Origin of the sequence: Vibrio gallaecicus (assembly GCF_024347495.1) — a bacterium.
GTDB lineage: Bacteria > Pseudomonadota > Gammaproteobacteria > Enterobacterales > Vibrionaceae > Vibrio > Vibrio gallaecicus.
Genome location: NZ_AP025490.1, coordinates 2,208,953 through 2,222,581, shown reverse-complemented (window position 1 = coordinate 2,222,581; position 13,629 = coordinate 2,208,953). Strand labels below are relative to the sequence as shown.

11 protein-coding genes are annotated in these 13,629 nt (G+C 43.3%); 7 read left to right on the top strand and 4 right to left on the bottom strand.

Annotation, left to right across the window (positions count from 1 at the left end; genetic code table 11):
- The first annotated feature begins 159 nt into the window (after positions 1-159).
- Positions 160-579 (top strand): hypothetical protein, encoded by a 420-nt coding sequence (locus tag OCU78_RS09505; RefSeq protein ID WP_261856013.1) that lies wholly within the window; start codon positions 160-162, stop codon positions 577-579.
- A gap of 433 nt (positions 580-1,012) precedes the next feature.
- On the opposite strand, the gene cas6f is transcribed toward OCU78_RS09505, so the two are convergent.
- From cas6f to OCU78_RS09485, 4 genes are read right to left on the bottom strand one after another with little or no spacing between them, the layout of a single operon-like run.
- Positions 1,013-1,618, bottom strand: a complete 606-nt coding sequence (cas6f, locus tag OCU78_RS09500) for a type I-F CRISPR-associated endoribonuclease Cas6/Csy4 (protein ID WP_137374604.1) — start codon at positions 1,616-1,618, stop codon at positions 1,013-1,015.
- Between the two features lie 9 nt (positions 1,619-1,627).
- The gene (gene csy3 / locus OCU78_RS09495) at positions 1,628-2,677 is read right to left on the bottom strand and encodes a type I-F CRISPR-associated protein Csy3 (RefSeq protein WP_137374603.1); all 1,050 of its coding nucleotides are present in this window, start codon (positions 2,675-2,677) and stop codon (positions 1,628-1,630) included.
- A 6-nt stretch (positions 2,678-2,683) separates the two neighbouring features.
- On the bottom strand, positions 2,684-4,771 hold the full coding sequence (locus OCU78_RS09490) for a type I-F CRISPR-associated protein Csy2 (protein ID WP_137374602.1): 2,088 nt from the start codon (positions 4,769-4,771) through the stop codon (positions 2,684-2,686).
- Between the two features lie 2 nt (positions 4,772-4,773).
- On the bottom strand, positions 4,774-5,985 hold the full coding sequence (locus OCU78_RS09485; protein ID WP_137374601.1) for a TniQ family protein: 1,212 nt from the start codon (positions 5,983-5,985) through the stop codon (positions 4,774-4,776).
- Between the two features lie 387 nt (positions 5,986-6,372).
- On the opposite strand from OCU78_RS09485, the gene OCU78_RS09480 reads away from it, so the two are divergent.
- The 6 genes from OCU78_RS09480 to OCU78_RS09455 all read left to right on the top strand — a co-directional run bounded on the left by OCU78_RS09480 (position 6,373) and on the right by OCU78_RS09455 (position 13,626).
- Entirely contained in the window at positions 6,373-7,068 is a 696-nt protein-coding gene (locus OCU78_RS09480) for a hypothetical protein (protein WP_137374600.1), read from the top strand.
- A 1-nt stretch (position 7,069) separates the two neighbouring features.
- Entirely contained in the window at positions 7,070-7,711 is a 642-nt protein-coding gene (locus tag OCU78_RS09475) for a hypothetical protein (protein ID WP_137374599.1), read from the top strand.
- Positions 7,696-8,022 (top strand): nucleotidyltransferase domain-containing protein, encoded by a 327-nt coding sequence (locus OCU78_RS09470; RefSeq protein ID WP_167494062.1) that lies wholly within the window; start codon positions 7,696-7,698, stop codon positions 8,020-8,022. The genes OCU78_RS09475 and OCU78_RS09470 overlap by 16 nt, the downstream gene beginning before the upstream one ends.
- A 375-nt stretch (positions 8,023-8,397) precedes the next feature.
- Positions 8,398-10,107: an ABC transporter transmembrane domain-containing protein gene (locus tag OCU78_RS09465; RefSeq protein ID WP_137374597.1), complete on the top strand. Its 1,710-nt coding sequence runs from the start codon at positions 8,398-8,400 to the stop codon at positions 10,105-10,107.
- Positions 10,104-12,320, top strand: a complete 2,217-nt coding sequence (locus OCU78_RS09460; RefSeq protein WP_137374596.1) for an ABC transporter transmembrane domain-containing protein — start codon at positions 10,104-10,106, stop codon at positions 12,318-12,320. Before OCU78_RS09465 ends, OCU78_RS09460 begins: the two co-directional genes overlap by 4 nt.
- Positions 12,313-13,626, top strand: a complete 1,314-nt coding sequence (locus OCU78_RS09455; protein ID WP_137374595.1) for an HlyD family type I secretion periplasmic adaptor subunit — start codon at positions 12,313-12,315, stop codon at positions 13,624-13,626. Before OCU78_RS09460 ends, OCU78_RS09455 begins: the two co-directional genes overlap by 8 nt.
- Positions 13,627-13,629 lie beyond the last annotated feature (3 nt).

The window sequence follows — 13,629 nt, the reverse complement described above, 5'->3', positions numbered from 1 at the left end:
GCGCTTTTGCTACATTAGCCTGAACCTTGGTTTGTAGTGGTACATTAACTACTCATGATTTATCCTATTGACGTAACTATAACAGCCGAGCCTGAGTTGAAATTGGATAAAAATAAAGAAAGCCCCCTACCGGAGAATCACATAACTCCCGAACTTTTTGTGCAACACGCTTGGGGTATGGACTTTAGAGTTTCTATCGCTGACTCGGCGGTACTTCACTCTGATTTCATCAAACAAGCCTCCAAACTCGCCGATGACAAAGACATAGGTGTTCACTATTTAGACTTTTCTGAATACGACACGGCAGCGGCGGCATTATCCGCAAAAGAAAATTCAGGTTTTCTTAAAGCGCTCGAAGATGGAAGCAAAAAATCTTTGCTGTGGTTTGTTCATTGCGACTCACTCGCGCCTTTGAATGTCGCTGTTACATACTCTCTCCGTACAGCCTTAACGACGAGACCAGGAAACAACACACAGTCAGTATTCATCGCGACCAAAGCATCATTGTTAATGATGTTTGCTAATCGTGAAGCACCTTTTTACCAAAGTCATTATAATTTAACTGGCTACAGTAGCTAACTTTATAGCACTTCCAATCATCCTAGGTGCAAATATTGTTTCTACCTATTCAATTTGGCAAAACTGATTAGCGAATAAGCTCTAATGAATATATTTCGTAAACAATAGCTCTGGAACGAGTTAACATTCAAACCCAACAAAAAACCATCAAGCCTAAACTTGATGGTTTCGATTACTAACTGCTTGTTCAGCAGGTGGGTTGCTTTCTTCCTGGCCTATTCTTAGCTGCCTATGCGGCAGGACAGCCGTAACTACTTTGAGTTCAATTTTATAGTTTTTTCTTAGCTGCCTATGCGGCAGGACAGTGTTAACTATAGTCGCTAAGCTGTTAATTCCACGGGTTTTACATCACAAATCCATAAAATACCCTTTTTCTTCTTGCGTCTGTAACTCCTTGTTTTTACTTCCCCGAAAAAGAGCTTTCAAAAAAGGGTCAAAAGCGCAAGTCAGGGACAGTTCCTCTTCTTTCTTCGTTCGTCGCTAAGCCATAGCTATTGAAGTTCGCAGCACCGCGCTCACTAACAAGCTCCTTTTGTACAAACAGAATATAATCTTCCCCTGATGAGCCACTAGAGATTGGTATTCGATGAAAACTATCGATGACACGCTCTTCATTAGTTTCTGGTAATGATGGTTCAACACCAGATAGTTCGGCTCTAACCATGCTTCGTTTGATTCGACGCTTCTTAGAGCCTAAAAAGCTTTTCCCGATCGTTTGGTTACGGGTAAACCTCACCTCAGCCGCAATGTCAGGCACCTCACAAACACTGGAGATCTCAAACAAACCTTCATTTACCATCAAAGAAAAATAAGGCTGAAAAGAGAGTCCAACCATCACCTCTTTATCTTCGGCAACAAAAGCAATAGTTTGACCAACTGTAGATTCATTCCAATCAGGAAAGCTCACACCAATCCTATTCATCGCTTGTCGGTTATTCACCATAAACAAGTGCATTTGAGAGATACAACGCCCTGCTAATAACTCATAGTCGGCTCGAACATGCGTGTAACGTATTAAGAAGTAATAACGCTTAGTCATACATCTCCCTTATTTAGCCTTCGCTTTAGACTTTGAACTTGAGCAATTAAAGAGACCGCCTTTGATCAAGACAGACATAATAAAATGCACATCATTTTGGATGATTTGAGAAGTTGTCATACTTTCAATCCAGTTTTCTGTATTTCTGAGTAGTTGGTAGAAATCGTTTCCATGCGCTACATGTCGCCTTGCAATCACGTATTCTCGGTCTGCCCCGTATTCATTCACTCTTAATGGCTTATCTGCGTCTTCATGCCACCAATCATCAATCGATTGCAACGCTGCACCAATTTTTTGACCATGAAATGCAACAGTTTCCTTTCCGTTTAATAGTTCGACAGTAGCTAACTGCTTAGTAGGGACGCCATCTTCTCGGCTATCTAAAAACTCTTGGCTTGGGTAAACCTCATCTCCCCAACCAACTCCAATTTTAGCTTTGACATCCATATAGAAATATTCGGTCGGATCAGACAGGGCTCGCATCAAATAGGCGGTGAGCTTTTCGAGGCATTCTGCTGAAGCCTCATCCCAATAACCATACCAAGAAAGCCTTGTTGCATTCTCGACAATCAAAGTTTGCGAGTCACTGGTGGTCACTTCTATCGACAGCTTTCGACACTCTCTGTTACGCCAAAGCCAACGGCCAAGCAGGATATTCTTCGCGTATCGATGAGCGAGCTCCTGATAGCCATTGAGCTCTTTATAAGTATTAGCCAGTAACGAAAGTTTACTGCGCACTTCATCATCACTACAGGTATCTGGAGTTAGAGAGTTGGCTCGAATTCGAAGGGGGAATGCACAGTAGATATCATCGACACCCGGCTTTACGTAACACTCTTCGATGAGCTGAGGATTGGAGTAAGCTAAATCTTGTGGAGCAACATTCTTTTTTACAAACTTGCCACCTTTATATGCTTCTGCATAACCCCCTTTTGGTGCGCGCAACCTAGTTCTATCAATTTCAAGGGGACACATCTCACCACTTTTCGAAAGATGGTAGAAATATGCTTTGCCAGCGGAAAGAGAGCGTACGTAGTTCAGCTGAGTACAAAGTTCCATAAACGATTAATCCCTATAGTTTTTTATAAGAATAGTTTCGCTACTGCATTCTATCGACCAAAAGGCATGGTTTAAAAAGTGATCTCTTCCACTAAAACGTACTTCTATTGGATTCACTTTTTTAGCTATCCCTATCGCATTCTCTGCATAAGCGTGACAACTGGTGATTGAGTTGCCCCGTTTAGTTGGACGTTCTAACAAATGGTAGCCGATGGAAACTGGCAAGTTATCAGCGTCTTTAGTGATTAAACGTTCTAGCCCATCAAAATCATTCGGCTGTTTTTCACTTGGATATAACCATCGCCCGTATGCTGGTAACCCTTTTAAGACATGGAAAAGCTCACTCCTGCTGGTAAATGTCTTAAGCCACTCAACCTGCGTCGATGGCTGTGGTTGGTATAATGCCCCTCCGGCGAAAGCAACTGGAAGTGCCGTTTTAAGTGCGGACTTAAAATCTGAAATTCGGCTGTCACTATAGACTCTGATAACTAGGTCTATTTCTAGATCCGCCAATCGTTCACTACGAATAGTTGGTCGCTTCGCATTAGAAACCGTTCGTGCTTTGGCGACTGAGTTGGGTTCGGTAAGCTTCGCTGTCGGTTGAATTTTTTCACTTCGAACATAAAAAGAGAAACTCGAAAACTCAAACGGAGAATCACAATTAACTAGCTTGTTAAACTCTCTTTGGTAGTGGTGCATGAAACCCCAAATAGCCGTCAAAGAAGGAGCGCCACACAGATATGGGCTACTCATTGCGACCGCATCTTGCACTCTCATTGATGACAAATAGATATACTGCTCACCCGTTACCTTATCTTCATTGCTAGTTGGTTTACTGATTTGTTCAAGTACCCATACGATTTGGGCTTTGGCGACCTGCATAAGCTTAGGGTGATAGGCAAACTTCGCGGCATACTTGTTGTGCTGAAACGTGAGATGCAAGCGACTGTTAAATTCACTAGCTAGAGAGCCCAGATCCGATTCTGGTAGCGCCAAAAATGCTTGAGCTAAAGTGTCATCATGTTCCAATTGCTGTTGATTAGGGTCAGCATCAACGATATCTCTTAACTCAATTAAAGGAAGCATCCACAGGGCTATCTGCTTTCGCAATATCTTACTTCTAACCTTACGAGCGCTCCCCCTTTGCTTCTGTGTTTTTGATGGTTCTAATCCAATTAAGTGATTTAACACATGACAAATTTTGGCGTTAGTTACCTGATAGTCATCTAAGTAGTGGCCACTCTTTTTGCGACTTTCAGTTAACGTCCCACCCTTCGCTGGTTTGACATCTATCGGGTAGTTTAGGACTTTCATATACCCACCTAAACTGCCACACAGGTTCCCGATACTTGCCGAGTTTGGTAGTGACGAAGACACAAAGCTGAGCTTACTTTCTCGACTTCTCGATCTCACTTCTAACTCGCTCTGAATAGCATGACTGACCACAGGTGTGACTGAAACATAATCATCCCCCCATGGAAACCGAAGTTGCTTGCTGTAAATGCTGACACTGTTAGGAAAACTATTCTCAGGGAGCTCTTCTGCCAGTGTATTTTGTAAGCGAGTAAGTGACTTAGCGCTTAAACCAAATTCTTTGAGCAACTCAACCCAAATAGGGCTTTCTTGCTGTATAAGTGAAAGAATACATACGGGCTGTGATTGCCAACGAAAAGGATTCAATAACCACAATGTATGGCGATACATCGCGGAGTTATGCGCCCACCCCAAGCGTTGCTCTAATACTGCGCTTGAAATAAATGCCTCGGTTGTCACAAGAGGCTGTGCAATTATTCGCTGATCTTTAACTCGGCAGTCTGGAAACTTTAGATTATGAGTGTGGAACCATTTGATTTCATCAAGGGACGCCTTTAGGTTCTCAGCCGCTTTTAAATGCCTTTTAGCACGGGCTACATCCAACCAATCCGAGCATCTATCTGATTTATGGCTTGAACTGAGATTAAGCAAGATCGTTAACGCCTTTTTTTCAGCCCCTTCAACACAGACATTCTCCGTATAGGGCATGAACATCTTCTTTAGCGCAGTCTGCTTTACTGCTTCGCCTTTAATTGTTAATAAGTCACTTAATTTAGTCATAATTACCACTCAGGTAGATACACACTTAAACCATCACTTTCAGAGCTCATTCGAGTCAACTTTGTCTCGATGACACTTCTTAGAGTAAACGCCGACTCGTGACTCGCTATCTTTGTATGCATTCGCGGCCTGATAGCGGCTTTAATCTCACCAAACTCATACAGCCGATACACTTCATCTGTTGTACAGGAAAGTAATGTAGAAGCTTCTAAGGGGCTGAGCAGTACATCGCCGATATTTCCTTTCGCGCTTGAAGGCACTGTTGCCATTAGCTTTGTAAAGTAAGCTAGCACCTGTGCAAGTACGATATTGTGACTCAACTGCCGACTGGGTAACTGACGGCAATCTTTAAGCAGAGCACCAAAAGCTTCATTGAAAAACACCTTCTTCCAATCTTTTACTCGAACGAGTTCTGCCTTCTCTTTCAAAGCATCGAGGTCTTGCCACAGTGCCGTTGGCCAAGCGCTACAGTACTCAATGAATGACTCAAAACTGAGGTCATCGATATCACCATACCGATTTACATACCAAAATAAAAAGCCATAGCGCTCAGATAACGTCATCTCACCCTTCAGTAACCCCAAGGGTTGTGAATCATTTCCAGATAACCATCGAGCGACCAAGAGCTCAGCCTCTGGCGCATCTTCGACTGGCGAGTTTCGGAGTTCAAAACCACATTCACATTGGCTAATACTCTCGGTACTTTGATATTCAAGTCTCGACTTACACTCAGGGCAGTGATGAACCAGTTTACAGCCATGATGTTCACAAGCTTGGTGAGAGATAAATTGCCACTGCTGATGAATGTAGGGAGCTTCGCCAATACATAGGGGGCAAATAGGCGTGAAGCGCTTACGAAGAAAAGCATAAGGATAGTCAACACCAAATCTATGAACAGCTTTGTATTGCGGAGAGAATTGAGCTTTTGAATGTGATAACGCTAGGCGCAATACACCAAAGTTATTGAGCTTTAATTGGTTCTCAAGATGAATAAGAACCCGCACCCGCATTTGGCTTGTGGTTTGAGCGTGGTAGGTATTGACTCGGTTGAACTCTAGGGGGAAAGCACCAGCCATCGCCTCATGCTGATCCATGGTGTCAAACCAGATATCTTCGGCGAAATGAGAGAATCGCTCGTAACCTTGCTCTTGCGATAAGCGCAACAAGAAGCTTTCGAGCGATTCGTCAGGGTAAAGTTGAATGCCTGTATTCACATGCCACCACTAAAACTTAGAATATCTAAGTTTTAGTATGGAAGATAACTAGTATATTGCAACCATAAACTTTAGTGATTTTCATAATGAAACATCCTCAATCTTACTCATGGTACTTTCTAGCTCAGAGATACTTACTCATATCAAACTGATGGCATTAGACTAAGTAACTTTTGCCCCAAAATTAGTTAGAATCATTACTCAACACAGCTCAAACTGTTCCCTTCTTCCCGTACTTTTGTTAAGGCAGTCACTTCTGAACAAATCCTAAAAATGTATAGTTATGCATACTACAGCGACGCATAAAGCTTAAGTCACTCAGGTTGATAGCGTGCTAAATGGGGCTTGTAGCGTTGATTAATCAACGTGGTCAGTAAAGGAGTATATATGGCTAGTTCAAGAGGGAAAGCTTCTCCCAATGCACAGACTCAAAGAAGGCTCTTCGCCTCTTCCGCAGGATATTGCCAAAACCCTAGTTGCTCAGAAAAACTATTCGACGAGGCAGAAGGACAGCGCTTTCTAATAGCTGAGTTGGCTCATGTGTTCGCAGCCCAAGATGACGGACCCAGAGCGAACGCAGAACTAAGTGAAGAAGAGCGAGGAGCATTCGAAAACCTAATTGTTTTGTGTGCCAACTGCCATACAAAGGTAGACAAAGCACCAGATGCTTTTCCCGATTCAACGTTACATCGTTGGAAAAGAGAACATGAGCAAAAATTACTGAAGCTCTTTGGGGTTCAGGATTTTGATAACAGAGAATCGGTTCGGGATGCTGTTGAACCTCTTCTTGTTGAAAATCGAGCCGTTTTCGAAATGTACGGCCCTCACATTGAGCAAGCGAATAATCCAGAAAGCGGCGCAGCAGAACAATGGAAGCGCAAGGTTTTGACAATAATTATTCCTAACAACCGAAAAGTCTTATCGATAGTGGATGCCAATCGCCATCTACTGTCAGACAACGAAAAGATCACGACAGAGAAGTTTCGCCAGCATATAGATGACCTCGAAGCTTTTCATATCGAAGAAGTCAGGCAAGACTCATCTCGTTTCCCTGTTGAGATGGCAAATATTTATAAGGATTAGTATGGTCACAGCAATCGAATGGGTAAAAAATAAGCTTTCAGATGACGGTGAGGTAAAAGTTGTCGGCAGGACAACTGAAGATTTTCTTGTAGTAGAAGGAAAGCACGGTTACACGTTCAACATAGCGGTAATTGGTATAAGAGGTGTTGTTAAAGATAAGGATGTGCTTCCCTTGTTTGAAACAGCCAATAAGCCTCAGTTGGTGGTAAATTTACCTTCAGACATTTTATGGGATGGGTTAGCTATTGACGCTATTCATGCTGAAGATGCTGCCTTCGGTACTTATGGAGATATAGACCGAGCGGCTAGAACAATGGATGCAGGTTCCTTTCGCAATAAAAATATGGGGTTCTTCATAAATGGTATGCAACAGCACAGCAATGTAATAAGTGTTTCGTATGTCTATGACTCTGTTTTTCGCGTTGACCGTGTTAGAGGAACTAGCCTCACAATCGCAGTAATTGACGCTTACAACATGAGTGCTGAAGATGTTCGCAATGCGAAAACTCGCATTGGTAATTTTGACATTGTTGTGAAGTCGACAAGCTACGGTTCGATAACAGCCCAAGCCGAATCTGCCGCAGCATCCATGGGAGCTAAAGCCCTAACTTATAGAGATTTATTAGTGTGTCTAGCAAGATAACACGTTTAAGTATTGTTGCAGAATTAAGGAATTTAGCGTGCTCTCTTGGTTCTATTGCAACAAATACGGAGTGGCACCTATTTGGGTCGGTAAACCGTGATGATCCTAATCCGTCGGATATCGACCTAATGATATTCTGTCGCGACGATAAGCAAGCCGATGACCTCAGAGAGGCGATCGACCTTGACGCATTTGAATTACCGTTACACCTTTCTTTATTAACTTTTGAGGAAGCCGATTCAATAAAGGTAACTTCAATTCAAAATAGTACTGCTGTATTAACGGTGAACTCTATCGGAATATGCAAATAGGACTGTTGGAATCCGTTTCTTGTTGAAACTCGCCTTTATCCAGAGCTGTTACAGTCGGCACTTTCTAGCTCAAAAGTGCCCCAATATCATTTAGTATAAAAGCTCATTCATAATCCGTTAATATGAGTCACACATACATTTACTAATCTAAACAAAGCTCTAATATTGAAAATCTTGATTTGAACAGAACTAGCTAAAGTTAGATGTTTTTCGTTATAACTTAAATTAGTGATAACGTGCGATTTTGGCTGTAAGATTCTCTCGAAATAACAAAACTTTAGCAATGTCTTAAAATTAAACTAAATCAGCTCGTTACCTTGCATAACCTAGTAGCCTGTACCAATCTTATTTCATAAGCATGGATAAGGATTGTGTATGCCCGCAAGTTCAATGAAAAACAAAGAGGTGGTAGGAAAAGTCCTACTGCCTTCTTTGCTCATAAATCTTCTCTCTCTCGCTGTTCCTTTATCGGTTTTACAAATTTATGATCGTATTTTACCTAACCAAAGTTACGGTACTGCCACACTATTGTTGGCTGGTGCGACGTTGGCTGTTGCCATGGAAGCGCTGATCCGGTTTGTGCGTACTTGGCTTTTGTCTGCCGCTGCCAGTAATACCGAGAAAGCGACCTATCAATCCTTGGTTGAAAGAGTGACAACAACTTCATCAGTTCACCTTCGCCATATTGGTGTTGGCAGGGTGGCAGAGGGGTTAGGTTCCGTATCAAAAGTTAAAGACTGGTATTCCGGCGGGGTGATCGCGGGCTTTATTGATCTGCCTTTTGCATTGATCTTTTTGGGATTGGTGGCTTACATCGGCGGAGAGCTAGTGGCGATACCTTTGGCAGTTTGGCTGATTACTCTCGGAATTGTTTGGTTATCTTCTATTCGCGTTAAAAGTCTAAGTGAAGAAGCCTCCCAGAATGAGCAGGAGCGAAAAGCGTTTTTGATTCTGCTAAGCCAGACCATTCAAGGAATCAAGCGCCAGGCTGTTGAGTCGCGAATCTTCAATCAGTTTAAATCCCTCAATAACGTTCGTTCTCAGTCTAAAGCGAGAGAAGAGGAACAGAACGCCTTCGCCCAAGAGTGTATTCAGCTAGCAGCATTAGCGACGTCAGTTTTACTCGTGATTACTGGTAGTTTGTGGGTGCTTGATGGTCAATTAACCACTGGTGGGTTAGCGGCATGTTCTATCTTATCTGGCAGAGCCGTCGCGCCATTAAGCGCTCTGGTTGGGGTTCGAATTAAGCTTAATTCAATACACAGCGCTAATCGGGCAATTGAAAAATTGAGTGACCTGTCTGTTTCAGACTCTTCGAATTATCAAGAATCGGTTTCCGAACAGTCAGTTTCAGAGCATTCATATTCCGATCAATCTCAAGCGCCAATTGCAGGTCTCGAAACTCTGGACGACTTTGAAGTGCTAGAAATCAAGCAAGCAACCGTTGCAAGGTATAGTGAACTTGCTCATGCGGATGTAAAGCTGAGTAGAGGTGAGTTGGTATTGTTAGAGAGTGAAGAACGCCATACAAACAGTCATTTATTGTCATCGATTGCAGGCATTGATGAGCTGAAATCGGGTGAATGTTTCATTAACGGAACTGCAGTTACAAGTGCATCTGTAACTAGCATTGCAGCCTTCTGTGGTGTTAAAGGTCAATTGGTGTCGGGCACTATTCTCGATAACTTGTGTGGTTTTGATCCTGAGAGAACGAAAAATGCCAATGACTATGCTAAACGCTTGGGATTAACCAAAGAGATTACTCGCTTACCAGATGGGTTAGAGACACAAATTGGTCATACGAGCGCTTCTTTACTAAGCATGGGCAACGTGAAAATGCTTAACATCGCGACCCAACTGGCCAGTGCTAAACCAATTATCATGTTAGAAAGACCGGACTCTTCACTTGATTTGGACGCGCTTGGAAATCTAGCGAAAGTGTTGGAAGAAGAAATGTCCGTAGGACGTTCGATACTGATGGTGAGCTACCATCCTAAACTTCGCGAATTAGCTGATCGAATAATTACTGTGGAAAGTCGCGCCATTCCGGAAGAAAGTGAAAGTAATCAGGAGGCCGTCGCATGAATCGTTTAGATACTGGTAATCCTTCAGGTACGAGCAACCGTGCAGAAACCAGCGTGCTAAAAGAGGTGATGAACCATTTAGAAACCGAGAGCCTTTCCGTTCTTAAGCAATTGGAAGTTAATGCTAATATCCAGTTGTTCGCGCATCAATGGGTCGATGAAAATGGCATTGAATCAATAGACGATATGTTTGCCCTGTTCGACAGGCTCGCATTGCCCTATCGCTTGGTTGCCAACTTAGATGAAGTTGGCGAACATAAATTAGTATTGCTGGTATTTGGTGAACAGGAGTTGGTCTCTGGTCATTTAGAATCCAAGCAATTTGTTGCTTTTAGCGCCAATGACGACATCACCGATGTCCCGCAGTTTTGTGTTGTTATCGAAGGACCACCATTAGAGAAAGCTTCTCCTGATTGGGTTGGCGAACGCTTCCATGCATTTCGTCCCATCATACCTAAATTGCTGCTGGTCAGCTTTATCACCAACTTATTTGCACTTGCCGTTCCATTCATCACGATGTCGATCTACGACCATGTGATTGGTGGTGACGCAGGACATGAGCTTCAAGGTATTGCCATTGGTGCGGCTTTGTTGTTTGTAATGATGGGCTGGCTAAGAACATTGCGTAGCCGAGTGTTTGCTTCAGTCTCAAACCGAGTGAGTCGCGAGATATCTCAATCTCTCGTTCAGCGCCTGCTTCGAAATAGTTATGCTCAAAATCAGCAAACAGCGTCTTCTAGTCAGCAAAACCAAGTGATGATGTCGGAGCGTATTTCAGGTGTGTTATCAGGACCATTAGGAAATGCTCTATTTGATCTGCCATTTATTGCTATTTTTGTATTTGCGATAGGGGTTCTAGGTGGTTGGTTGGTATTGGTTCCTATCGTATCTTTGATTCTTTATTACCTATTAGCTAAGCGTTCGATACGCTCTAGCAGCAAGCGCTCAATGCAGTCGACGGTAGCGGGTACGAATCGTCAAAACATGACTAATGAACTGTCATCTAAGCTTGCCTTTATTCGCAGCGCTGGGTTCTCAGAACACTGGATTCAACGCTTCAAAAAAGCCAATCTTCTTGCCTCTACAGTCACCTTTAATCAATCGGTTCTACAAAGTCGATACACTTCGATTTACTACTTTATTGGTGTGGGGTCTACATTAGCCGTGATGGGGCTAGGTATAGGGCTCATTTTTGAACAAGTAATGACCCCCGGTGGTTTGATTGCTTCAATGATGTTGATATCTAAAGTGACTGGGCCTGCTCAGGTGTTGGCAAACAGCGCGATGCGTTTTAATAGCTTTAATCAATCCAAGCTGCAGGTGAACCGTATTTTGTCTCAGCCATCTGAGCGTGAATTCAGTTATCAGCACCACTCGCTGCCTACGGTAGCGCCCAACTTGAAATTAGATCAAGTGACACTGCGTTATCCCAAGCAGAGTCGCCCCGCCTTGAATGGTGTGAGTTTTGATATTGAAGCCGGTGCAATTGTTGCGATTACTGGTCCTTCTGGGAGCGGTAAATCAACATTAATTGAAGTGCTGTCTGGCTTGCAACCTATCCAAAACGGCATGGTCGAGCTTGAAGGGGTTAACCTCGTTCAATACGATCCACAGTTATATCGCCATTGGTGTTTCATTCGAGCTGCTTATCCTGATTTGCTCACGTTGAGTATTCGAGAGTGGCTAAGTGACGGTCATAAAGTCGAAGATCAGAAAATGATCTCTGCGATTGAAACGGTGGGCGGGAAGCGTTGGTTAGATATACTACCTGGTGGGTTAGATACTTCCATCAGTAGTATTCAACCGGATAGTCTTTTTGACATGTTGTCAGGCAGCGTCGCGCAGATCCTCATTGATGCAAAAGCGCTGGTTTATGACTACCCAATGTTCTTAATGGATAACCCAGTGCCTGATGCCCATCCAAATGCCAAGTGTGTATTCGCTGAATTTTTGGCTTCGAAAAAAGGAAAAGCAACCGTGATCTACACCTCTCACGATCCAGACTTAATCAAGCTTGCAGATAAAGTTGTGGTGCTAAATGAAGGGGCTGTGGTTTATGCCGGTCCACTAGAGCCGGAGCAGCCTTCAGAGCCACAAGCTTCTCAAGAACCATTATTGGGTCAAGATTCATCGTTATCTCAAGAGCCATCAGTTCAGCAAGATGTAGCCCATAAAGAACAATCAGAGTCTAAGCAAGGAGTCGCTAATGGCTAAACAACCTATAGAGAAGGGCAAGCGCTACGGCGAACTTGTTGAATCACAGAATACCGCTCGTACATTGGCATTGGCGACGTGGTCGGTTGCTTTGTGTGTTATCGCTTTTGCCACTTGGTCTGTAGTCACTCAAGTTGATGAAATCGCTAAAGCTAAAGGAGCCGTGATTCCAGAAGGTGAGAAACAAGTATTACAAAGTGCGATTGGCGGTAAGTTAAAGCAAATTCTAGTTAAAGAAGGTCAATTGGTTGAGAAAGGTCAGCCGCTTGTGGAATTTGATGCCACATTTCAGCGGACCGCCCTCGAAGAATTGAAATCTCAACAAGTGACGCTTCTAGCCAGTGTAGAACGTATGAATGCTCTGCTTGAACAACGTGAGCCTAACCTTGCTGAGTTTGAAGTCGATTACCCAGAGATAGTCAGCCAGCAAAAGGCGCAGTTGAATGCGCAAAAAGCCCTTTATTTTCAGAAACGTGTGGTGCTTGAGAAAGAGAGTGAGCAAATTGCAGAGCAGCTTCGAAGTGTCGAAAAAGCATTGCCGAGTTATGAGAAAGAGCTGAATGCGACTAAGCAAGAATTGAACATACTGGAAAAGGGCTATAAATCGGGCAATATCTCTCGTTTACGTGTGCTCGAGATGAGTCAAAAGCTGGCCAGTATCGAGCAGAAAATTGAAGAAGCTCGTGGTAAGAAGTCGGTATTGATTAGGCAAGCTGACAGTAATGATCAAAAAATCATACAACTTCTTGCTGAAGCCAAAGCAAAAGTCAGCGATGATCGCTCTAAAGCTGTATCTGATTTATCAGCACTGAATGCTAGAGTACGTTCAAGCCAAGCGAAATTGACAAATACAATGTTAGTGTCCCCGCTACAAGGCTTGGTGCAAAGCTTACCAAGCACGCAAAATGGTGGTGTTATTCAACCGGGTGGGACAGTGGTTGAAATTGTTCCTGTTGGTGGGAAAGCTGACTTTAAAGCCCGTTTGTCGCCAAGAGACATTGGTTTCGTGAGTGTAGGGCAGCCGACTCGTATCAAAATTGATGCGTTTGATTACAGTCGCTTTGGGGCGCTGAAAGGTGAGGTGGAAAGTATTTCACCAACCACCAGTCAAAGTGAGCGTGGCGAGATCTATTATGAAGTCGTAGTGTCGGTTGATACGCCATACTTCCGCGATAACCCGGAAAGCTTCTCTATTTTGCCAGGTATGACGGGAGAGGTAGACATTACAACAGGTGAGAAATCAGTATTCCAGTATTTATGGAAACCGATCTACACCAATGTCAGTGTCGCATTTGGTGAAAGGTAATCG

Excerpts from the sequence above, each read along its gene's own strand:
- cas6f (WP_137374604.1), bottom strand. The coding sequence starts at position 1,618 with ATGACTAAGCGTTATTACTTCTTAATACGTTACACGCATGTTCGAGCC.
- csy3 (WP_137374603.1), bottom strand. The coding sequence starts at position 2,677 with ATGGAACTTTGTACTCAGCTGAACTACGTACGCTCTCTTTCCGCTGGC.
- OCU78_RS09490 (WP_137374602.1), bottom strand. The coding sequence starts at position 4,771 with ATGACTAAATTAAGTGACTTATTAACAATTAAAGGCGAAGCAGTAAAG.
- OCU78_RS09480 (WP_137374600.1), top strand. The coding sequence starts at position 6,373 with ATGGCTAGTTCAAGAGGGAAAGCTTCTCCCAATGCACAGACTCAAAGA.
- OCU78_RS09475 (WP_137374599.1), top strand. The coding sequence starts at position 7,070 with ATGGTCACAGCAATCGAATGGGTAAAAAATAAGCTTTCAGATGACGGT.
- OCU78_RS09465 (WP_137374597.1), top strand. The coding sequence starts at position 8,398 with ATGCCCGCAAGTTCAATGAAAAACAAAGAGGTGGTAGGAAAAGTCCTA.
- OCU78_RS09460 (WP_137374596.1), top strand. The coding sequence starts at position 10,104 with ATGAATCGTTTAGATACTGGTAATCCTTCAGGTACGAGCAACCGTGCA.
- OCU78_RS09455 (WP_137374595.1), top strand. The coding sequence starts at position 12,313 with ATGGCTAAACAACCTATAGAGAAGGGCAAGCGCTACGGCGAACTTGTT.